Annotated in this window: 17 protein-coding genes and 3 tRNA genes; 7 read left to right on the top strand and 13 right to left on the bottom strand. The window is 71.1% G+C overall.

The window, feature by feature from the left end; genetic code table 11:
- Nucleotides 1-36 precede the first annotated feature (36 nt).
- Genes KFLA_RS16730 through pgsA form a run of 3 tightly spaced genes read right to left on the bottom strand, consistent with a single transcriptional unit; the run spans nucleotide 37 to nucleotide 2,807 of the window.
- Nucleotides 37-1,131 (bottom strand): glycosyltransferase family 4 protein, encoded by a 1,095-nt coding sequence (locus tag KFLA_RS16730; RefSeq protein ID WP_012920984.1) that lies wholly within the window; start codon nucleotides 1,129-1,131, stop codon nucleotides 37-39.
- A 12-nt stretch (nucleotides 1,132-1,143) separates the two neighbouring features.
- Nucleotides 1,144-2,010, bottom strand: coding sequence for a phosphatidylinositol mannoside acyltransferase (locus tag KFLA_RS16725; RefSeq protein WP_012920983.1), 867 nt, complete (start codon nucleotides 2,008-2,010; stop codon nucleotides 1,144-1,146).
- Between the two features lie 2 nt (nucleotides 2,011-2,012).
- The gene (gene pgsA, locus KFLA_RS16720; RefSeq protein WP_049797584.1) at nucleotides 2,013-2,807 is read right to left on the bottom strand and encodes a phosphatidylinositol phosphate synthase; all 795 of its coding nucleotides are present in this window, start codon (nucleotides 2,805-2,807) and stop codon (nucleotides 2,013-2,015) included.
- Between the two features lie 241 nt (nucleotides 2,808-3,048).
- On the opposite strand from pgsA, the gene KFLA_RS16715 reads away from it, so the two are divergent.
- The gene (locus tag KFLA_RS16715) at nucleotides 3,049-3,984 is read left to right on the top strand and encodes a hypothetical protein (RefSeq protein WP_012920981.1); all 936 of its coding nucleotides are present in this window, start codon (nucleotides 3,049-3,051) and stop codon (nucleotides 3,982-3,984) included.
- A gap of 92 nt (nucleotides 3,985-4,076) precedes the next feature.
- Complete coding sequence (locus KFLA_RS16710) at nucleotides 4,077-4,694, top strand: hypothetical protein (RefSeq protein WP_148256660.1); 618 nt, start codon at nucleotides 4,077-4,079, stop codon at nucleotides 4,692-4,694.
- A 1-nt stretch (nucleotide 4,695) separates the two neighbouring features.
- Here KFLA_RS16710 and KFLA_RS16705 read toward each other — a convergent pair whose 3' ends face one another.
- Together KFLA_RS16705 and thrS are read right to left on the bottom strand one after the other, a co-directional pair.
- Nucleotides 4,696-5,280: an HIT family protein gene (locus tag KFLA_RS16705; RefSeq protein ID WP_012920979.1), complete on the bottom strand. Its 585-nt coding sequence runs from the start codon at nucleotides 5,278-5,280 to the stop codon at nucleotides 4,696-4,698.
- Complete coding sequence (gene thrS / locus KFLA_RS16700) at nucleotides 5,277-7,298, bottom strand: threonine--tRNA ligase (RefSeq protein WP_012920978.1); 2,022 nt, start codon at nucleotides 7,296-7,298, stop codon at nucleotides 5,277-5,279. Before thrS ends, KFLA_RS16705 begins: the two co-directional genes overlap by 4 nt.
- Nucleotides 7,299-7,531: 233 nt before the next feature.
- Between thrS and KFLA_RS16695 the strand changes: the two genes are divergently transcribed.
- Genes KFLA_RS16695 through KFLA_RS16685 form a run of 3 tightly spaced genes read left to right on the top strand, consistent with a single transcriptional unit; the run spans nucleotide 7,532 to nucleotide 9,917 of the window.
- Nucleotides 7,532-8,461: an ATP-binding cassette domain-containing protein gene (locus tag KFLA_RS16695; protein WP_012920977.1), complete on the top strand. Its 930-nt coding sequence runs from the start codon at nucleotides 7,532-7,534 to the stop codon at nucleotides 8,459-8,461.
- Nucleotides 8,461-9,114, top strand: coding sequence for a DedA family protein (locus tag KFLA_RS16690; RefSeq protein WP_012920976.1), 654 nt, complete (start codon nucleotides 8,461-8,463; stop codon nucleotides 9,112-9,114). Before KFLA_RS16695 ends, KFLA_RS16690 begins: the two co-directional genes overlap by 1 nt.
- On the top strand, nucleotides 9,111-9,917 hold the full coding sequence (locus tag KFLA_RS16685; RefSeq protein WP_012920975.1) for an ABC transporter permease: 807 nt from the start codon (nucleotides 9,111-9,113) through the stop codon (nucleotides 9,915-9,917). Before KFLA_RS16690 ends, KFLA_RS16685 begins: the two co-directional genes overlap by 4 nt.
- A gap of 81 nt (nucleotides 9,918-9,998) precedes the next feature.
- On the opposite strand, the gene KFLA_RS16680 is transcribed toward KFLA_RS16685, so the two are convergent.
- The 4 genes from KFLA_RS16680 to KFLA_RS16665 all read right to left on the bottom strand — a co-directional run bounded on the left by KFLA_RS16680 (nucleotide 9,999) and on the right by KFLA_RS16665 (nucleotide 15,660).
- Nucleotides 9,999-11,552: an AAA family ATPase gene (locus tag KFLA_RS16680; RefSeq protein WP_012920974.1), complete on the bottom strand. Its 1,554-nt coding sequence runs from the start codon at nucleotides 11,550-11,552 to the stop codon at nucleotides 9,999-10,001.
- A gap of 151 nt (nucleotides 11,553-11,703) precedes the next feature.
- Entirely contained in the window at nucleotides 11,704-12,366 is a 663-nt protein-coding gene (locus KFLA_RS16675) for a response regulator transcription factor (RefSeq protein WP_012920973.1), read from the bottom strand.
- Complete coding sequence (locus tag KFLA_RS38890) at nucleotides 12,363-14,324, bottom strand: histidine kinase (protein WP_012920972.1); 1,962 nt, start codon at nucleotides 14,322-14,324, stop codon at nucleotides 12,363-12,365. The genes KFLA_RS16675 and KFLA_RS38890 overlap by 4 nt, the downstream gene beginning before the upstream one ends.
- A gap of 217 nt (nucleotides 14,325-14,541) precedes the next feature.
- A complete protein-coding gene (locus KFLA_RS16665; protein ID WP_012920971.1) occupies nucleotides 14,542-15,660 on the bottom strand; it encodes a GntR family transcriptional regulator in 1,119 nt (372 codons plus the stop codon).
- A 159-nt stretch (nucleotides 15,661-15,819) separates the two neighbouring features.
- On the opposite strand from KFLA_RS16665, the gene KFLA_RS16660 reads away from it, so the two are divergent.
- Nucleotides 15,820-16,539, top strand: coding sequence for an SDR family NAD(P)-dependent oxidoreductase (locus tag KFLA_RS16660; RefSeq protein ID WP_012920970.1), 720 nt, complete (start codon nucleotides 15,820-15,822; stop codon nucleotides 16,537-16,539).
- 65 nt (nucleotides 16,540-16,604) lie between these two features.
- The gene (locus KFLA_RS16655) at nucleotides 16,605-18,095 is read left to right on the top strand and encodes an ArnT family glycosyltransferase (RefSeq protein ID WP_012920969.1); all 1,491 of its coding nucleotides are present in this window, start codon (nucleotides 16,605-16,607) and stop codon (nucleotides 18,093-18,095) included.
- Between the two features lie 4 nt (nucleotides 18,096-18,099).
- On the opposite strand, the gene KFLA_RS16650 is transcribed toward KFLA_RS16655, so the two are convergent.
- The 4 genes from KFLA_RS16650 to KFLA_RS16635 all read right to left on the bottom strand — a co-directional run bounded on the left by KFLA_RS16650 (nucleotide 18,100) and on the right by KFLA_RS16635 (nucleotide 21,342).
- A complete protein-coding gene (locus tag KFLA_RS16650) occupies nucleotides 18,100-20,745 on the bottom strand; it encodes a type 1 periplasmic-binding domain-containing protein (RefSeq protein WP_148256659.1) in 2,646 nt (881 codons plus the stop codon).
- Between the two features lie 326 nt (nucleotides 20,746-21,071).
- Nucleotides 21,072-21,143: transfer RNA gene (locus KFLA_RS16645), tRNA-Val, on the bottom strand.
- Nucleotides 21,144-21,165: 22 nt separating this feature from the next.
- Nucleotides 21,166-21,236: transfer RNA gene (locus tag KFLA_RS16640), tRNA-Cys, on the bottom strand.
- Between the two features lie 33 nt (nucleotides 21,237-21,269).
- Nucleotides 21,270-21,342: transfer RNA gene (locus KFLA_RS16635), tRNA-Gly, on the bottom strand.
- Nucleotides 21,343-21,447 lie beyond the last annotated feature (105 nt).

Raw genomic sequence — 21,447 nt, 5'->3', positions numbered from 1 at the left:
CCAGCACCACCCGGCGGTCCACAAGCCCACCCACCATCAGCGGGCGACGACTTCGTAGACCGCCACGATCTCGTCGGTGAGCACCGACCAGTCGTAGCGGCGGGCAGCAATCAACCCTGCGTCGCGGAACTTCGCGCGGTCCTCCGGTGAGGCCAGCAGCCGCAGGCAGGCCGACGCCAACGCGTTCGCTGCGCCGGGCGTGAAGAGCTCCCCCAGCCGCCCGCCGTCGAGCACCTGCCGGAACGCCGCTAGATCGCTCGCGACCACCGGCGCCCCGGTCGCCATCGCCTCCAGCAGCACGATGCCGAAGCTCTCGCCGCCGAGGTGCGGCGCGACGAACAGGTCCGAACTGGCGAGCATGTCCGCCCGCGCCGCGTCGTCGACAGCGCCGAGAAAGATCACGCTCTCCCGGCAGAACTCGGGCAGCGAACGGCGTGCCTCGTCGCCCTGACCCGCGCCGGCGACCAGCACCGTGAGGCTCGGCCGTTGCGTGACCAGGGCCGGAACGGCGGCGAGCAGGACGCCGAGTCCTTTGCGTGGTTCGTCCATCCGGCCGAGGAAGCTGATCGTGCCGTCGGCGCCACGCCACTGCGGGCGCACCCGGCCGGCGAAGCGGTCGACGTACAGACCGTTCGGGATGACGACGGCCTCGCCGCCGATGTGCTGGACCATCATCGAGCGGGCGTTCTCGGAGACCGCGATCCGGGCGTCGATCTTCTCCAGCGCCGGCCGGAGCAAGCCGGACGCGGCGCTCATCGCGCGGGACCGGACCTGCCAGGTGTGGAACGTGGCGACAAACGGCCCGTCGCCGGCCCAGAGCGCCAGGATCGACGCGCTCGGAGTGGTCGGCTCGTGCACGTGCACGACGTCGAAGTCTCCGTCGGCGAGCCAGCTCCGGACCCGGGCCGCCGTCCGCGGGCCGAAGGTCACCCGCGCCACCGATCCGTTGTAGGGGACGCCGACCGCGTGACCGGCCGACACGACGTACGGCGGGGCGTGGTCGTCGTCCACCGGCGCCAGCACGGAGACCTGGTGACCACGGGCGAGCAGGGCCTCGGCGAGGTCGCGCACGTGGTTCTGCACCCCGCCCGGCGTCCCGAGCGAGTAGGGGCAGACGATCCCGATCTTCATCGACTCACGCGGTCAGTCCAGGAAGATGCGTTGCAGCATGTGCCAGTCCTGCGGGTGTGCGGCGATCCCGGCCGCGAACGCGTCGGCGCACCGCTGGGTCATCGCCGCCGGACCACCCTCGCGGCCGATCGGCGGGTGGAAGGTGATCACCAGATCCGGACCGTCGTAGTGCAGCGTGGCGGGGATCAGGGGTGCGCCGGTCCGGATGCTCAGCGCGGCCGGACCGGCCGGCATCCGGGACTTCCGGCCGAAGAACGAGACCGGCACGCCCCGTTCGGACAGGTCCCGGTCGGCGACCAGGCAGACGAACCCGCCCGCTCGCAGCCGCTCCGCGAGTACGCCGAACACGTGCTCGTCGCTGCCGGTCAGCGGCAGCACCTCCATGCCGAGCCGCTTGCGGTACTCCACGAACCGGTCGAACAGCGACTCCGGCCGCAGCCGCTCGGCAACGGTCGACACCGGCATCCCCGTCCGGCCGGCCCAGGCCCCCGCGTGGTCGTAGTTCGCCAGGTGCGGAAGCGCGCAGATCACGCCGCGGCCGGCGGCATGCGCGTTCCGCAGCCGCTCCTCGTTCACCGTGCGGACCCGGCCGACGATCCGCTCGTCGGACCACTCGGGCAGCCGGAACGCCTCCTGCCAGTACCGCGCGTACGACCGCATCGCCGCCCGGGTGAGCGCGTCCAGCTCGTCGGCCGACGCGTCCGGCCGCACCACCGAGAGGTTGGAGCGCAGCCGTCGTACGCCGGACCCGTCCCGCCGTACGGCGACGTCGGCCGCGCGGGTGAACAGCCCGGTGACCACTCGTTCGGGCAGGCGGCGAACCACTGTCCAGGCGGCCGCAAACCCGAGATCGACCGCCCGCTGCCGTACGCCGTCCACGCTCAGGATCTCGGTGACGAGCCGTCAGCGCCCGGACCGTCGGGCCCAGTCTCTCCCCGACGCTCCGAGTCCGCTCCCGGGACGGGGCCCGGCTCGGTCTCGGTGCCGGAGGACGTGGTTGCCGGGCCAGGCGCCGCGGAGCCGGCCGAGGCCGAGCCGGACGGAGTACCGAGGCCGGCGTTGGCCGGGTCCGCGAGGACCTGCTTGCGGACGGACAGGGTGCGCTGAACGACCGTGACGGTGCTGGCGATCGCCAGGTACCAGAGCACGATCTGCAGCAGGATCGGCAGGTCGAGCACGTCGGAGAAGAAGCCGATGACCAGCACCGCCACCAACCGGTCCGCGCGCTCGGCCAGGCCGCCGCTCGCGTGCAGCCCGAGGCTCTCCGCCTTGGCCCGCGCGTACGAGGTGGTCGCGCCCATCACCAGCGCCCACAACGTCACCGCCGCCATCAGCGTCGAGTCGCCGGCTTCGGCGTTGGCGTAGTACAGCACCAGGCCGCCGAAGATGGCGCCGTCGCCCAGCCGGTCCAGCGTGGAGTCCAGGTAGGAGCCCCACTTCGACGACGTGCCCGAGGTCCGGGCCATGTAGCCGTCGATCAGGTCGGAGAACACGAACAGCGTGATCACCACCGCGCCCAGCCACAGGTGGCCGCGCGGGAAGAACACCAGCGCACCGGCGCAGACGCCGATCGTGCCCACCAGGGTGACCGCGTCCGGGCTCACCCCGAGCCGGAGCAGAAGGTTGGCGATCGGCGCGATCACCTTGGTCCAGAACTGACGAAATCTGTTAAGCATGGCGACGCGATCGTAGTCCAGCCGGATCACCATCGGGTGACAGCGCCACTCCCGGCGCCGCCGATCGACTGGCAACCGTCGCCTCCGGAGCGCACCATTGGCCTCAACCGGTGTCCCCCCGCCGGCCGCGGAGGCCCTCATGCCCAGACCTGCCCCGGTACGCCGAACCTCCCTTCGCCACGCCCGTCCCCCCGTACGCCGAACCGCCCCGCGCCCCGCGCTCGGCCCCGGGAGGCGGCTGGTGAGCTGGTTCGCCGCCGCCCTGTTGCTGGCCGGCTGCTCCGTCGCACGCCGCGCGGACGAACTACCGCCCGAGCCAGTGCGACTCGCCGCACCGGTGCCGACGGTGGTCGCTCCCCCGCAGGCCGAAGGGCTGGACGGCAGAGCGGGCCAGCCAGGCAAGCACGCCTGCAGCGCGGTCTCCAGCGCGGACAACACGATTCGCCGCCCACGGAGCCAGTGGGTCGCCAAGCCCTACTCGTGGAACGACGGCGGCCTGCCGGCGATGGACCTGTGCACGCTGACCGTCGACGGCAGAACCGCCGTCGTCGGAATCACCGCGCTCGCGGCCCGCCCTGGCATGCTGGAACGAGTCGCCGACGCGGCAGAAATGTTCGAGCCCGCAGCGAAGCTCGGCGCCCCGGCGCAGGATCTCGGCTACGGGGCCCGGACCAGTGGCCGCGGAGTGGTGTTCGAGGTCGCGGACCGGGTCGTGCGCATCACCAGCGACACCGGGCTTCCGGACGGCGAGCTGCTGCGCGTCGCCGTGTCGGTGCACAAGGTCGTACCGCAGGTGCTGCGACCGGCCCGGCAGTCGGACTCCGCGTGCCAGCTGTCGACGGCGATGGTCGAGCGGTTCATCGGGGTGCTGGTCCAGCTGCGACGCGACTACCGGGTGAACGGCGCGCTGACCTGCATCTGGGGCACGAACGACACCACGGTCGCGATCGTCGAGTCCGTTCACCCCGACGAGATCCCCGAGGCGCGGCAGGTCCCACCGCCACGGCCGGCTCCCATCGGCCGCCCGGGCTACTACCTCCCCGACCGCGGCGAGCTCGTCTTCCGCCAGGGCCGCCGCGTCGTGCGCGTCAGCGCCCTCACCGTTCCCGCCCGCGAGATCCCGCTCGACACCCTCATCGGCATCGTCCAGCCCCTGCTCCCCCTCTTCCTGCGCTGACGCCGGGCCTCGACACCAGTCCTCCCGCTGTACCAGCAGGTCGGCAAGCGCCAGACCTCGCGGAGGCCTGTTCGAGGGCTAAATTGCCGCAGGTGAGCAGCTTTCCGGCAGCGGCCACGAGGGTGCGCGACGGTGGGACCGACCCGGTCGCGCGGTTCTGGGCGTTGCGGGAGTGCGTGGTGCGGTTTCCGTTCTACGGGTTCCGGGCGACCTGGCACCACGTGACCGTACGAGCCGGGGTCCCGCGAGAGCTCGGGCGGGACCCCGAGTCGCTGGCTCGGGCGGTGGCCGAGCTGGAGGAGGCACGGCAGCACTGGTTGTTGCTGCGGATCGCCTTCGCCGAGCGGCGCCGGCGGGAGAAGGCGCTGGGGCAGCGGCAGCCCGCTGCGGGCGACCACTGGTTGCTGTCGCAGACTTTGGCCTACTGCCCGAATCCGGCGCGGCATCCGGGCGAGCGGATGGTGACGGTGCTGCACCGGTTGGTGGACGCGCAGCTGTCCGGTCCGCAGCCGCAGCCGACGTGCGCAGTCTGCGGAACTGAGCGGCCGGTCGACACCTTCTGCATCTCGTGCGGAGTCGACCCGCGGGGACCGACGGCTGCGGTGTCCGCCGAGCTCCGCCATGAGGCCGAGCGGGCCTGGCGCCAGATCTGGCGGCGGACCGCACAGCGACCCCAGCTTCGCCAGCGGACGACAGGATCCGTCGACTAGCTCAGGACTCCGCCGGCCAGCTCTTCGCCAGCAGGGACCGGGTGTCCGCGAGCAACTGCGGCAGGACCTTCGTCTGGCCGACCACCGGCATGAAGTTGGTGTCGCCACCCCAGCGCGGCACCACATGCTGGTGCAGGTGAGCGGCGATGCCGGCGCCGGCGATCTCGCCCTGGTTCATGCCGATGTTGAACCCGTGCGCCGCCGAGACGGTCCGGACCGCCTGCATCGCCTCCTGGGTCAGCCGGGCCACGTCGGCGACCTCGTCCGGCGTGAGCTCGGTGTAGTCGGCGACGTGCCGGTAGGGCACGACCATCAGGTGGCCGGGGTTGTACGGGTACAGGTTCAGCACCGCGTACGCCGCCCCCGCGCGCTGCACGATCAATGCCTCGGCGTCCGGCAGCGACGGGATCCGGCAGAACGGGCAGCCGGACCCGGCGTCGGCGCTGGTCGGCTTGTTCTCGCCCGTGATGTAGGCCATTCGGTGCGGCGTCCACAACCGCAGGAACGGGTCGGGATCCCCGACCCCCTGCTGCGGTCCCACTTCGTCCGGCTCGTACGGCGAACCGTTGCCCGGCAGGTCGGTCATACCTGGACGCGCTTCTGGACCGACTCGACGATCTCGGCGACGGCGTCGGCGATCGGGATGCCGTTCTTCTGCGAGCCGTCGCGGTAGCGGAACGAGACCGAGCCGGCCGCCATGTCCTCGTCGCCGGCGATCAGCATGTACGGCACCTTGGCCTTCTGCGCGTTGCGGATCTTCTTCTGCATCCGGTCGTCGGAGGCGTCGATCTCGATCCGGATGCCCTGCGCCTTGAGCTGCGCGGCGACCTGGTACAGGTAGTCGACGTGGCCGTCGGTGATCGGGATGCCGATCACCTGGACCGGCGCGAGCCACGGCGGGAAGACGCCGGCGTAGTGCTCGGTCAGCACCGCGACGAACCGCTCGATCGAGCCGAACAGCGCGCGGTGGATCATCACCGGCCGCTGCCGCGAGCCGTCGGACGCGGTGTACTCCAGCTCGAACCGCTCCGGCAGGTTGAAGTCCAGCTGGATCGTCGACATCTGCCAGGTCCGGCCGATCGCGTCCCGGGCCTGGACCGAGATCTTCGGGCCGTAGAACGCGGCGCCGCCCGGATCCGGCACCAGCTCGAGGCCGGAGCTGACGGCGACCTCACGCAGCGTCTCGGTCGCCTCCTGCCAGACCTCGTCGGAGCCGACGAACTTCTCCGGGTTCTTCGTGGAGAGCTCGAGGTAGAAGTCGTCCAGGCCGTAGTCGGCGAGCAGGCCGAGCACGAACGTGAGCAGGTTCTTCAGCTCGTCGCGCATCTGCTCGCGGGTGCAGTAGATGTGCGCGTCGTCCTGGGTGAAGCCGCGGGCCCGGGTCATGCCGTGGATGACGCCGGACTTCTCCAGCCGGTACACCGTGCCGAACTCGAACAGCCGCAGCGGAAGCTCCCGGTACGACCGGCCGCGCGCGTCGAAGATCAGGTTGTGCATCGGGCAGTTCATCGGCTTCAGGTAGTAGTCCTGGCCCTGCTTGCGCAGCTCGCCGTCCGGCCCGCGCTCCTCGTCCAGGTGCATCGGGGGGTACATGCCGTCGGCGTACCAGTCCAGGTGGCCGGAGGTCTCGAACAGGTGCGCCTTGGTGATGTGCGGGGTGTAGACGAACTCGTAGCCGTCCTCGACGTGCCGCTGGCGGGAGTAGTCCTCCATCACCTTGCGCAGCACACCGCCCTTGGGGTGGAACACCGCCAGCCCGGACCCGATCTCGTCGGGGAAGCTGAACAGGTCGAGCTCCGTGCCGAGCTTGCGGTGGTCGCGCTTGGCGGCCTCCTCCAGCCGGGTCAGGTACGCCTTCAGCTCGTCGCGCGACTCCCAGGCGGTGCCGTAGATCCGCTGGAGCTGCGGGTTCTTCTCGCTGCCGCGCCAGTACGCCGCGGCCGTCCGCATCAGCTTGAAGTTGCCCAGGTAGCCGGTGGCCGGCACGTGCGGGCCTCGGCACAGGTCCTTCCAGGCGACCGAGTCGTCACGCCGGACGTTGTCGTAGATCGTCAGCTCGCCGCCACCGACCTCGACCGAGGCGCCCTCGGCGGCGTCCGCCGCGGAGCCCTTGATGCCGATCAGTTCCAGCTTGTACGGCTCGGCGGCCAGCTCGGTGCGCGCGTCGTCGTCGGAGACCACCCGGCGGCTGAACCGCTGCCGCTCCTTGATGATCTGCTGCATCTTCTTCTCGAGCTTGCCGAGGTCGTCGGGGGTGAACGGCGTCGGCACGTCGAAGTCGTAGTAGAAGCCGTTCTCGACCGGCGGGCCGATGCCCAGCTTGGCCTCGGGGAACAGCTCCTGCACCGCCTGCGCGAGCACGTGCGCGGTGGAGTGCCGGATGATCGCCCGGCCGTCCTCCGACCCGGCCTTGACCGGCTCGATCTCGTCGCCGTCGGCGACCACCCGGGACAGGTCGCGCAGCTCGCCGTTGACCCGGGCGGCGATGGCGGAGCGGTCCTGGCCGAACAGCTCGGCGAACAGCTCCCCGATCGTCGTCGTCTCGGTCACACTCCGCTCAGCCTCGCCCTCGACGCCGATCAGGTGGACCTTGACTTCCGACACGTTCACTCCTCGGGGGTAGGACGCTCCGCTGCGGACCGTCACACCGCAGATGGTATCGACTCCGTCTCCGGGCCGGGACGCGCCGTCCACAGGCCCGGCGAACGGCCGCGCAGGCCCGTGGTCGCAAGCCGGACCTGACGAAAGTCGGGGGTCGGTCCCACCGGAAGTCCGATGTGCCCACCCGCTGCCGATTCCTAGGTTCGAAGCACACTCCAGGAACCGGAAGGGCCCCCGTGATCACGCTCGAAGGACTCACCAAGCGCTACGGCGAGAGCACCGCCGTCGACGCGCTCGACCTGACCATCTCCCCCGGCCGGGTGACCGGCTTCCTCGGTCCCAACGGCGCCGGCAAGTCCACCACGATGCGGATGATCCTGGGCCTCGACCGGCCGACCGCGGGCAGCGCCCTGGTCGACGGCCGCCCGTACGCGCAGTGGCCCGTCCCGCTCGGCAAGGTCGGCGCCCTGCTCGACGCGAAGGCGCTGCACCCGCGCCGGTCGGCCCGCAACCACCTGGTCGCGATGGCCCGCAGCAACGGCATCCCGGTCAGCCGCGTGGACGAGGTCCTGCGGCTGGTCGGCGTGGACGAGGTCGGCGGCAAGCGGGCGGGCGCGTTCTCGCTCGGCATGGGTCAGCGGCTCGGCATCGCGGGCGCACTGCTCGGCGACCCCGAGATCCTGATGTTCGACGAGCCGGTGAACGGCCTCGACCCGGACGGCGTCCGCTGGGTCCGGCAGCTGATGCGCTCGCTCGCGGCGGAGGGCCGGACCGTGTTCGTGTCCAGCCACCTGATGAGCGAGATGCAGCTGACCGCCGACCAGTTGGTGGTGATCGGTCGCGGCCGGCTCATCGCAGACGCACCGGTCGCCGAGGTGATCGCTGGGTCGTCCCGCACGACTGTGCACGTCCGAGTGCCCGAGCGCGCCGGCCTCGCCGTACTGCGGGAGCGGCTGACCGCGGAGGCGGAGCAGGTCGAGTCCCGGGCCGACCAGCTCGTCGTGGCCGGCGTACCGGCTGAGCGGGTCGGTGACCTGGCGTACGAGCTCGGTGTCCGGCTGCACGAGCTCACGACCGTGCGGGCCTCGCTGGAAGAGGCCTACATGGAGCTGACCGCCGACAGCGTCGAGTACGGCGTTGCTGCCGACGTCAGCGCGGTGGCCTGATGGCTGACGCGATCCTGCACTTCACCGAAGAGCTGATGTCGTCGTGGTGGATCTATCTGGCGCTGTTCGGCTTCGCAGCACTCGACGGGTTCTTCCCGGCGGTCCCCAGCGAGACGCTGGTCGTCACAGCCGGCGTCTTCGCCGCCACCGGCGAGCCCAACCTGTACGGCGTGATCGCGATCGCCGCGGCGGGCGCGTTCGTCGGCGACCACGTCTCCTACTTTCTCGGCCGTGGGGCGGGCGGCCGGCTGATCGCCCGGACCAAGCCCGGCACCAAGCGGCACGCCATGACGCTGTGGGCGCGCAACGCACTGGCTGAGCGCGGCGGGCTCGTCCTGGTTGTCGCCCGCTACGTCCCGGGCGGCCGGACCGCGGTCACGCTGACCATGGGCGCGGTCAGGTACCCAGCTCGCAAGTTCAGCTTCTTCGCCGGCCTCGCGGCGGTCAGCTGGGGCCTGTACTGCTCGCTGGTCGGCTACCTGGGCGGCAAGGCGTTCGAGGAGAACCCGCTGAAGGGCGTGATTCTCGGCATCGGCCTGGCCCTCACCGTGACGGTGGTGGTCGAGGTCGTCCGGCACCAGCGCCGCAGACGGCGCACCCCTCGACCTGAGGTCGAGGTCGAGGCCCCACTGACGACGGCAGGAGAACGATGAGTACGGCAACCATCACGGTGAACCAGACCTCCAGGCTCGGCGGACTGCGCGGGGCCATGAGCGCGGAGTGGACGAAGCTGTGGTCGGTCCGGTCGACCTGGCTGAACGTCGTCGGGGCAGTGCTGCTGACCGGTCTGCTCGGACTGCAGCTCGGGTTCTCCGCCGCGTACGAGCGGGACAACCCGGCTCCAGGCTCGGTCCCCGAGCTGTCGGAGGTCGGCGGCATGGCGATCGCGACGCTGATGATTGTGCAGGTGGTCATCGCTGCCTTCGCGATGCTGCCGGTCACGTCCGAGTACGCGACCGGCAGCATCCGCAGCACGTTGCAGTGGACGCCTGTACGGCGTGACGTCGTACTGGGCAAGGCGCTCGTACTGGCGCCCGTGCTCTTCGTCTACGGGGCCCTGCTGGGCTTGGTCGCGGCCGTCGGAGCTGGGCTGGCTGCGGGCCGCTGGGCCGACTGGACCGCGTCCGTACTGGTCCAGGACCTGCTGTCGATCGGCGTCTACGCCGTGCTGGCCGGTCTGTTCACGACCGGCATCGCCTTCATCATCCGGAACACCGCGGGCACGCTCACGGCGGCGTTCCTCCTGCTGATGGTGGTGCCGATGATGCTGGGTCAGAGCAGCATCCGGGCACTGCAGTGGCTGGGCGTGCTGCTGCCTGGCGGCGCTGGGCAGGGCTTCCTCAGTGACTCCGAGGGTGCGCTGCTATCGCCGACGCTCAGCGTGGTTGTGCTGGCCGCCTGGGCAGTGGGCGGACTGGCTGCCGGGCTGCGTGTCCTGCAGCGACGCGACGCCTGAACGCCCGGCCTTCGAAATGCCCAGAGCTCCGGCCGGATCGTCCGGCCGGAGCTCTGGGCGTGACCAGCTCGGTGGCTACGGTCAGCGCGGAACGTTGAGCGCGATGGTGATCTGCTCGGCGACCTTGGCGGCGAGCTCCAGCGCCGCACGCCGGGTCCCCGGCTGCAGGGCCGAGTGGTCCAGCGGGCCTTCCGCGGCGATGTGCTGGTCGGTCGGGATGTCGACGACGGCGGCCGCGCGCGACTCGAAGTACGGCCGCAACTGCTTCTCGACCTCCTTGTTGACGTCGCCGGGTCCGTTGCTGACGGCGATGACCGCGCGGCGGATCAGGCGCTGCGCCTCCGGCCCCTGGTGGTCCAGCTCCTCCAGCATCTGCACGGCGGCAGCGCAGGACAGGCTCTTCCACTTGATCGGGATGACCAGCGCGTCGGAGGCCTTCATCGCCTCACGCCAGTTGCTGGAGCCCTCGTTGTTGCCGGTGTCGATCACCAGCACCTTGTAGAAGCGGCTGAGCAGCCGGTGGATCTGGTCGAAGTCCCTCGCCTCGATCTGCGCGTACGTCGTGGTCGCGGACGTCAGGACGTCGTACTGGCCGGCCACCTGGTGCCGCAGGTACGCCGCGACGTCACCGAGCCGGGCGTCCGGCTGGGTCAGCATCGGCATCGCCTGCAGCAGGTCGGTGACGGTGGAGCGGGCGTTGGTGTCGTGCGTGCGCAGGTGCATGTTGCCGCGCAGCTCGTTGTTGTCCCAGGCGACCACACCGCCGCCGCGGGCCTGACCCAGCGCACCGGCCAGCAGCAGCGTCGTCGGAGTCTTGCCGGAGCCGCCCTTCGGGTTCGCCACGGTGATGGTCACCGGACGACGGAAGGCGGTCGCGGCGGTCGCCCTGGCGATCCGCTCGGCCCGCTCGGCACTGCCCGGGCGCAGCCGCAGGATGCTGCGGACGCCGCGCTCGGCCGGAGCCTCGCGGGGCAGTGGCAGCGCCTGGATCAGCTCATCGGCGCGGTACGAGACGTCGCGCTGCGGCTGCTGGGGGTGCTGGTTCGGGATGCCTTGAGGGAAGAAGCGCTGGGCGGCCGGAGAGAGCTGCGACTGCTGGTCGGCCGGCTCTGCGGCCGGCTGCGACCACGGGTCGGAACCCCCCGTGCCGGCAGCGGCCGGGGTGGCTGGGGTGGCCGGGGTGCTGCCAGCACCAGAGGCTGCTGCACTGGCGCTGCCCGGGTTGGCGATCGTCCAGGAGCTCGCCTCGGAGCCGGCACCGGCCGACGGAGCGCTGCTCCCCCACGGGTCGGGGGTGCTGCCGGCGCTGTGAGCACCGGCTGAGCCGCTCGTGCTCGCGCGGTGAGCTCCGGCGGATTCGCTCGGGCCACCGGTCTGCGCGCCGGGCTGCACGCCGTACGGCGTGGCCTGGCCCGGGCCGTTGTCCGCACCGGCGGCCGGCTGGTTCCACGTGTCGCCGGGGAACTCCTGGGCGAGCGCGTCCTTCGCGTCGTCGTCGGCCTCGGGTGTCGCGGGATCGGCGGTGGCGCCGGGATCAGGCTGGGTCCAGGACGGCGTGGGCTGCCACATCCTCCGGACCTCGGCCGCCGCCGCTTCCCGGTCCTTGTGCTGTCCGGAGTTGTGCGAGTCGGTCACGACCTGGATCCCCTGATTCTCTGAACGGGGCGGTGCCGGCCGCCCCCGGTTTGCTGTTCCGTCCCCGGCACGGTCTTCCCCGGGAGCTCCCACTATCCCATGACGAAGTGTCCATCCGGCGTCACCCGCCGGAGCGTCGCCGGTCGTTGCGTCAGCCGACCAGGCCGGCCTCGTAGGCGATGATGGCGGCCTGGACCCGGTTCTTCACGCCGAGGCGGGTGAGCACGGCACTGACGTACGCCTTGACCGTGCCCTCGACGAGGAACAAGCGGGCGGCGATCTCCGCGTTCGACAGGCCGGCACCGACCAGGGACAGCACCTCGAGCTCGCGAGGACTCAGTACGTCGACCTGGTCCTTGGCGGCCGCCGCCCGGGCCATCCGGCCGCCGCCGGTGCCCGCGCCCAGTTCCGCGATCACCCGCTGGGCGACCTTAGGCGACAGGTAGGCCGCGCCCTCGGCGACCGCCTTGAGTCCGGCGATTAACTCACGCGGGTCGCCGGACTTCAGCAGGAACCCGCTGGCCCCGTCCCCCAGCGCCTTCGCGATGTAGGCGTCCTCGGAGAAGGTCGTCAGGATCACCACCGCGGTACCGGGCGCCGTACGCCGGATCTCCGCGCCGGCCGCCAGCCCGTCCATCCGTGGCATCCGGATGTCGAGTACGGCCACGTCCGGGCGGTGCTTCTGCACCAGCTCGACGGCTTCCGCGCCGTCCCCGGCCTCGGCGACCACCTCGATCGAGTCGTCCGAACCGAGGATCGCGCGCACCCCGGCCCGCACCATCGCCTCGTCGTCGGCGAGCAGCACCCTGATCACCTGGTCTCCTCCCCTTCGGGTCGCGGTTGATCGTGTGCCGGATCGGTGACTTCCGGTGTCGGCGCGATCGAGCCCGTCCGGACGGTGTTCTTGGCCACCAGCCGGTCGTTGTCGAAGCACAGCTGGTAGGCGTAGTTGATCGAGAACGGTCCGTCCGGGCGGTAGTACAGGCAGTCCCAGTTCGCCGGCGTGGTCACGCGCTCGGTGGGTGGGTCGAGCATCTGTAGCGGCGGCAGCACCTGCTCCACCTCCACCCGGCTCTGCCCGATCCGCAGCGCGTCGAACCGGCCCGGCGGCAGGACCGAGTTGTAGCCGGTCACCAAGTAGTAGCCGAGGGCAACCAGACCGATTCCGGCGCCGAGCACCACGGGGACCGCGACCGCCGTGATCAGCCCGCGCTGCGCCTGCCGTCGGACGACGGCCCGCTCGTTCGCCGTCGCCGATCCGGCCGGCACCGCGGCCTCCGGCTCGGCCGGACCCCCGGCCCGCGGAATCCGCGCCAGTACCTCGAACCCGCCCGCTGCCGCACTTCCGGTCGCGCTGGGAGCTGTGGGCAGAACTTCGCCGCTGGACTCGGCTGCGGTCAGCGGAACGCCGCCGCTGTTCTCCGACCCCGGTCGAACGCGGCCGCTGTTCCTCGACGCCGTCGGTTGAACGTCGCCGCTGCTCTCCGGCTCCGGCCGAACGCCGCCGCGGCTCTCCGACGCCGGCCGAACGCCGCGGCGGCCCTCCGACGCCGTCGGCTGAACCCCGACGCTGTCGTCGGACGCCGTCGACGCAACCCGACCGCTGGACTTCGACGCCGCAGCGAGCACACCGTCGGCGCTCTCGACCGGCGGTCTGCGGTCGATGGTTCGAGGACCGGCGGTGACCGTGCCGCCGGCGAGGCGGACGCGCTCGCTGAGGCCGGCGAGACCGCTGCCGTTCGACGGGTGCGGCTTGGGGACCGGGCGAGTGGGCCCGGTGTCGGTGACCCGAACCTGAACGTCCTCGGCGCCGTAGGAGACGGCGACGACGACCTCCGCTCCGGGCGCGTGCTTGCTGACGTTGGTCAGCGACTCCTGGACCACGCGGTGGATCGCACGATCCACCATCGGCGACAACTCACCGCTGCCCTCCTGGACCAGCCGCACCGCCAGCCCGGACGCGGCGGCCCGGTCGACCAGTTCCGCGACCGTCTCGTCGCTCGGTACGACCGGCGCCTGCGTGCCCGCGTCGCGCAGTACGCCGATGATCTCGCCGAGCCGTTCGGTCGCCGTCGCGGCTGCTTCGCGGAGCTCGGTCGCGGCCTGCCGGTGCCGTTCCGGCAGGTCGGAGTCAACCTCCAGCGCCGCGGCCCGGAGCGCGATCAGGCTGAGCTCGTGGCCTACGGAGTCGTGCATGTCCTGGGCGATCCGGGAGCGCTCTCTGAGGCGTACCTGCTCCATCTCGAGCCGCTGCTCGTGCTCGATTCGCTCGGCGCGTTCCCAGCCGGCCGTGGCGAGCATCGCCTGCTGGGCGCGGTACCGGCCGATCAGCCACGGCATGACGACCAGGACGAGCGCGACCAGGACGATGGCCAGCCAGTTGAGCACCACCCCGGCGACCGTCAGCTCGGTGTGGATCAGCATGGCCAGGACGAGCAGGAGAGCCAAGGAACCGCTCGCCAGCAGGACGAAGTACTTGAGCTGGGTCTCTCGCCGGCCGGCGAGATAGGCGAGCACCGAGATCGCCGGAACCAGCGCGATCGGTACGCCGGTGGTGGTGTTGGTGGTGACCGCGAGCACCACGACCTCCGGCAAGATCACCGCGGAGAGCGCGATTAGCGGCCGGGAACGCCGCAGCAGCACCGCCGCCGCGAGCACCGCGAGGCAGCCGAGTTGCCACCAGTACGGATCGCCGCGCGCACCGCTCTCCGCGATCACCAGGAACGACAGGACGGCCCACAGCCCGAAGTCCCGCGCGCGCGTCCACGTCACCCCCCAGACGCTACACAGCCGACGGATCCCGCCAGTACTGCCGAAAGTCAGGGTCGGGCCTGGGCCCGGGCACGGTAGGGGATCGCCGGGGCGGCGGGCACGATCCCGCGGGCGCGGGGGCCGGCCACGGACGGGATCGCCGCGGTCGCCGCGGGTCGCCGCGGTCGCCGGCACGATCTCGCGGGCGGTGACCTACCCGGTCGCTGCCGGCGGGTGATCAGTTGCGGTTGGCATCGACCAGTTCGAAGGGCACGATCGACAGCTTCGGGACCGACTCGCCGCGCAGTTGCGCCAGCAGCAGGTCGACGGCCTGGCGGCCCATCTCGCGCTGGTTCTGCCGTACGTGCAGGTACGGCGGACCGGCGATCGGGTCGCCCGGGGAGTCGAAGCAGCTGATCACCAGGTCGTGCGGCCGGTCGAGGGCCCGGTCCACCATCCGCGCCAGGTTGTACTCGCACGCCACGAACGCGGTCACCTCCGGCACCTCGGCCCGGAATCCCCGGATCGTCTCGAGATCACAGAGAACGCTCTCTGGCGTGAACGACCCCGGCAACGTACTGCGCAACGATGTGAGCTGGTGCGCCTGGTGCGGTCCCGGCTCCCGCTGCGCGAACGCCGCCCGGAACCCCGCGAGCCGGTCCTCGATGCTGGAGGTGTTCTGCGGCGGCGGTGAGACGAACGCGATGTGCCGGTGACCGAGATCGAGCAGTCGCTCGGTCAGCGCCTGGGAGGCGGCGACGTTGTCGGTGTGCACTGCCGACACCGGGATCCCGGACAGGTGCCGGTCGACCAGCACCATCGGGTAGCCGTCCAGCACCTGCCGGAGCAGGCTCGCGTTGTAGAAGTCGCCGTGCACCGGGAACACGATCATGCCGTCCACCTCGCCGGATGCGACGAGCGATTCCACCGCCTGCTCCTCGTCGGCCTGCCGGCCCCGCGTACGGCGTACGAGCAGGTGGGCCCCGTACTCCGCGCAGCGTTCCTCGATCGCGCAGAGCAGTTCCAGGCCGTACGCCTCGGAGATGTCGGGGATGACGAGCCCGATCGCGCCGGAGTGCCGGCGGGGCCGCGCTGGATGGGTGATCCGGCCGCGCAGCGGGGTGGAGACGCCGTCCAGGTCCGGCAGGTTCTGGACGACGAACGAACCCTTGCCGCGGATCCGCTCGATCAGGCCGGCTTCCCGCAGCACCTCCAGCGCGCGCTTGGACGTGATCCGGCTGACCTCGAACTGGGCCGCCAGCTCCATCTCCGACGCCACCCGGTCACCGGGACCGAGGGCGCCCGACCGGATCTCCTCGAGCACGTGCGTGCTGATCCGCTCGTAGAGCAGTGCCATGCGATCCTCCGGTCGGCGGGCAGGTTGGCATACCAAATCATCCGTCGTCACCGCGGGACAAGGCCAGCCCAGCCATATCTACCCATACCAACTGGGCGGGCACGAAAAGTGTCGGCGGCGTCCGGAAGTCTGGCCCCGTTCAGAAACTGGAGGTAGTGAATGCAGATCGAAGGCAAGCTCGCAGTCGTCACCGGAGCCGCGGTCGGGACCGGCCGGGCGATCGCGACCCGGCTGGCCGCCGAAGGCGCCCGCGTCGTGCTCGCCGACGTGGACGAGGCGGCCGGCGCGGAAGCGGCAGCCGAGATCGGTGCAGCGGCGAGCTTCCGTGCGACCGACATGCGCGACGACGAGGCAGTCGCCGCCTTGCTCGCCTGCCGCCCCGACATCCTCGTGAACAACGCGGGCGGCGGTGCCGTCCTGCGCCCGTGCTTCCCCGACGCGACCGCCGAGCGGTGGTCGGCATCCCTGGATCTCAACCTCCGCGCCCCCATGCTCGCCACTCAACTCGTTCTCGATCCGATGCGCGCGGCGGGTGGCGGCGCCGTCGTCAACCTGGGATCGACGGCCGGCCGAGGGCTCGGGCCGCACGTGTCACCGGAGTACAGCGCCGCCAAGGCCGGGCTGATCCGCTTCACCGCGACGTTGGCGCCGCTGCGGGAAAGTCACGGCGTACGGGTGAACTGCGTGGTGCCGGACTGGGTCGCGACCGAGCGCGGCGTGGCCGAGCGGGCGGCTCTGCCCGCCGACGAGCGAGGTCCGGAGCTCGTGCCGCTGGAGACCCTGACGGACGCGGTGGTGCGGCTCGTCACCGATGACGAGCTGGCCGGACGTGTCGTACTGCTCGACCGCGGGAGGCCACCGGAACTGTTGCCGGCCTGACAACGGAGCCAGAACTCCGCCCGCGAACGCTGGTCGGCGACCCCGGGCGCTGGCAGCATGCCGCCATGACGCGCCCGTCGGTCCCGGCCTTCTCCACCGCGCCCGTCGCGGCCATCGCCTGTGGGGTGGCCGCGGTGCTCACTGCGCTCTCCGGTCGCTACGGGTATCACCGCGACGAGCTCTACTTCCGCGTCGCCGGTGAGCACCTGGCCTGGGGATACGTCGACCAGCCACCACTGACCCCGCTGCTGGCCCGGATCTCCATCACGGTGTTCGGTGACACCCCGATGGGACTGCGGGTCGTCTCCTCCGTTTCCGCCGCGATCACCGTGGTCGTCGTCGCGCTGATCGCCCGGGAGTTCGGCAGTGAGCGCCGAGCGCAGATCCTCGCCGCGACTTGCACCGCGCTCGCCGGGTTCGTGCTCGGCACCGGCCACATGGTCTCGACCGCGACGTACGACCTGCTGGCGTGGATGGTGATCGGCCTGTTCGCCGTCCGCCTGCTCCGGACGGGCGACGGCCGGTGGTGGATCGCGCTCGGCCTGACCGCCGGCGTCGCGCTGGAGAACAAGTACCTCGTGGTGCTGCCGCTCGCCGCCCTGCTCATCGCAGTGCTGGCCATCGGCCCGCGCGAGATCCTGAAAACCTGGTGGCTGCCGGCCGGTATCGCCCTCGCGGCCGTCATCGCGGCGCCGAACCTGGTGTGGCAGGCCACCCACGACTGGCCGCAGCTCACCGTCGCCGGCGGAATCAGCGAGGACGACGGCACCGAGAACCGGATCATGTTCGTCCCGCTGCAACTCGCCCAGCTCTCCCCGTTCCTGGTTCCGGTGTGGGTGGCGGGGTTCCTCCGGCTGTGGCGTACGCCGGCGTTGCGCTGGGCTCGCCCCGTCGCGCTCGCCTACCCGGTGCTCTGCGTCATCGTGTTCGCCGCGGGCGGCAAGTCGTACTACGCGCTCCCGCTGCTGCTCGTCCTCGTCGCCGCCGGCTGCCAACCCACGGTCGACTGGCTTCACCGCGGCCGTCCCGCCGTACGCCGTGCTGTGCTGGCCGTTGGCGCCGTCCTCACCGCGATCACCTCCGCGGCCTTCACCCTCCCGGTCCTCCCGGCCTCGGCCGTCAACCTCGTGCTGCCCGTCAACCAGGAGCAAGGTGAACAGATCGGCTGGCCCGAGCTGACCGAGTCGGTCGCGAAGGTCTGGCAGCAGATCCCCGCCGCCGAACGCGAACGTGCCGTGCTCTTCGCCGGCAACTACGGCCAGGCCGGCGCGCTGGCGAAGTACGGCCCCGAGCACGGGCTCCCCCAGGTCTACTCCGGCCACATGAGCTTCGCCGACTGGTCCGTCCCGTCCGACGACCACACCGGCCCGGTCGTCCTGGTTCTGCAGAACCGCAGCCCGCAGTACGAGGCCCACTTCGGCACCTGCACCGAGGCCGCAACCGTCGACAATCGCCAGGGCGTCGACAACGAGGAGCAAGGTGCCCACATCTTGGTGTGCACGGCAACGACGAGGCCGTGGTCGTCGCTGTGGCCCGACCTGCGCCGCTACTACTGACCGATCAGTCGAACGGGCACCACGGCTTGGTCAGTGAGCTTTCCCGGTCGCGTGGGTCGCCGCAGACCAGATTGTCGCTCGCACTCGCCTTGCCGCCGCGGAAGGTGACGATGTAGACCGGCTTGTTGACCGGGACGCGCTGCTCGATCCGGCCGCCGAAGTCGATCGTGCCGGTCACCCCTTCGTAGCGGCGTTGCTGCCCCGCCTCGTCGGTGATCGAGAGCAGCGCCGGCCACAGCGTCGCGCTGCTGACCGCGATGTCGTTCTCGGCGAGGAAACGCACGGCGAGAACCGCGGTGTAGCCGGCGTCGTAGCTCAGCGCGGCGTGCCCGTCCAGCGTCCGCGACCGCTCGGGATCGTCCTCGTAGCGGAAGAGCTCCTTCAGCCGCTGGTAGAAGTTCGCCGCCGCCGGCGAGGCAGCTCCCCCTAGCTCGGGCGCGATGGCCAGCGACAGGTACTGGTACGGGACGGCCCGGTTGGCGGCGCTGACCTTCCGCTCGGCCACGTGCTTGGTCACGTCGTCCCCGGCCAGGATGTACGGCGGGTTCTTCGGGCACCGATCGGTGATCCCGTCCAGGAACGCCTGGAAGTCGACCAGCCCGCGGGCGGCGTACAGGACCGCTTCGCCCTTCGCGTCGCAGGCGTCCCGGCCGGCCCGCTCGGCATCCGGTTCGCTCGAGCCCTCACCGTTGCTGCGGATGGCGATCGTCCTGACCGGGATGCCGCGGCGTCCGAGACTCTGCTCCAGATCGGCGGCCAGGTTCTGGCTGTAGGTGTCCTGCGGATCCGCGGACTTGTACAGCCGTGCCCGTCGCGTCAGCGGCCGCCGGAACGGATCACGCCCACCCTTCATGAGCTGGTCCAGGTACGCCGCCGCGACGGCGGCCTCCCGCCGGTTCTGCGGTGAGATCTGGAAGTACAACCGTGACGTCTCCACCATCGAGTCGGCCGTCAGCGTCGCCGCGATCGACGGGATGCCGGCGGCCGCCAGTTGCTTCACCATCTCCTTGGTGGACTCCCGGCTCTCGTGCAGACCGGTCGCCGCGACGATGCTGGGGTCGTCCGCCATCAGCATCCGCAGCCGGTCCACGACAAAGCGCGTGTGCTCGAGCTGCGGCCCGGCGTTCGCGAGCAGGACTCTCAGCAGCGGCTCCTCGCTGCGTTCCCGGTCCAGTTGCCGGGCCTGGACCACGGCCATCCCGGCCAGCTGTTCGCGTTGCGCGGCCAGCGCGTTGTCGACGCCGACCTGGTCGGCCACCGCGGCGACGAAGACCAGCGTCATCAGCGGTCGCTGCGGCGTCTGCTCGTGCAGCTCCCGGACCCGCTCGTTCTGCGCGAAGATCAGCCCCCGGACGTCGTCGAACTGCGCGCTCGGCAGCAGCAGGCTGTTCGATCCGTCGGACACCCCCACGCACGTGCCGCCGATCCGCTCGACCGAGTCGGCGATGGGGTCCGAGCCGATCCACGTCAGCCCGTCGCGCCACTGGAACCCGTCGCCGCAGCGCCGCTCGTCGTCGAGGTCGCCGTAGAAGCTGTACCCGCCGCCGATCAGCGCCAGGGTCGCCAGCACCGCCACGCCGCGACCGGCCGGCGTACGGTGCCACGGCGCCGGTGGCCGGGTGAGGAACGGCGCGGGCGGTGCTGCCGCGGGGGTGGCCGAGCTCGGGGTGGGCGCCGTAGCGGACTTGACGTGCACGGTGATCGGGATGATCCAGGCAACGATCTCGCGCCGGCGGCTCTCCGCCTCGATCCGCTCGTTCCACCCGGTGAGCAGTTCCTCGGGAGTCTGGCCGTCCGTACTGCCCAGCGAGGAGTCGGCGTCCGGCGGCTCGGCCAGCGGCGGCACCAGCCGGCTGGTCGTCATCAGCAGCAACGGGTCGAAGGTGCGCGTCTCGTTGCGCACGTCGGCGACGGTCCGGATCAGGGCGTAGCCGCCGTTGGAGCGGGTGATGCCGTCCAGCAGCACGATCGGGAACGTCGTCCGGTACCGGAAGGCGCGCCGGTGGTAGGCCTCCCGGAGGTCCTGCAGGAAGGCGCCGACCAGCAGCCCGGCGATCTGGGCCGGATCCTGCGACTTCCACTGGAGCGCGGTGATGCGGTACGCCAGCTCGGCGAACGAGTCGTCGCCGCGCTGCAGGAAGTCCTGGTTGCGGAACCACCGATAGCCCTTGCCGGGGCCCGGCACCCGCCCGCTGTGCAGGATCCGCAGGAAGGCCGTGACGACGACCAGCACGCCGGTGGCCAGGACGCCCGGCAGGTGGTCGAGCGCGAACCTCGCCGTCGCCGTGCCGTCCTCACCCGCCTTCACCAGTGCGCGCCGGAACATCTTGTCGCTGATCGCCGGCGTACCGCCGTCCGGCTCCGGCACCTCGATCTTCATCAGCCAGTTGACCAGCGAGAACCGCCGGAACCGGTAGTTTCCGCCGTTGCCCAGACCGAGCTGACCGGCCATCCGGGACAGCACCTTGCGCAACTGCTCGACATCGTCGACGTCGATCGGCGCCAGGTCGTGATCGGCGCCCGGCGGCACCGCCCGGTCGTAGTCGAGATCGACCAGCGCGAACGGCACCGGTCGGCGTGCCCCCTTCGGACGCAGCTGCTCGGCCACCGCCGCCAGCAGTCCGGGCTCGTCGTTCAGGCTCGGCTGCACGCAGGCCAGAATCGGCGGCGTGTCCTCCCGCACGCACCGCGGCCGGGCCCGACGGAACCGCAGCCGGAGCAGTTCGACCAGTGCTTCGAAACCCTCGAACCTGTCAGCAGCGCCCGGCACCGTGCCCCCAGAAGTTTGTGGCCGACGAAAGCCCCGTGACCACCTGCCGTCCCCAGCGGCCCGCGGCTGGTCACGAACCGCCGGCGACCCAACGATCACCGAACGTTGCCATTGTTCTCACCCAGGAGCAACGGACAAACCCCGGAAACAGCAGAAAGCGGCTCGCGCTCACGTCTTGCGTGAGAACGAGCCGCCTGTCGATCGAGTGGACGATACTGGGATCGAACCAGTGACCTCTTCCGTGTCAGGGAAGCGCGCTACCGCTGCGCCAATCGTCCAGCTGGTGACAAGGGTCTGTCGAGGTGGAGACGGGATTCGAACCCGTGTACACGGCTTTGCAGGCCGTTGCCTCGCCTCTCGGCCACTCCACCAAGTGAGAAAGCTGGCCTACCGAACCCTCTCCGAGCGGACGACCGGGTTCGAACCGGCGACCTCAACCTTGGCAAGGTTGCGCTCTACCAACTGAGCTACGTCCGCACTGCGACCGGTTTTCGTTTCCCCCGGCGCGAAAAGAACATTAGCCCATCGCGGCGCCAACACAAAAACCGGGGTCCCCCTTCGTCCACCGTTCGAACACCCCGG

The organism is Kribbella flavida DSM 17836 (genome assembly GCF_000024345.1).
Lineage (GTDB): Bacteria > Actinomycetota > Actinomycetes > Propionibacteriales > Kribbellaceae > Kribbella > Kribbella flavida.
This window is presented reverse-complemented; position numbering and strand designations above follow the sequence as displayed.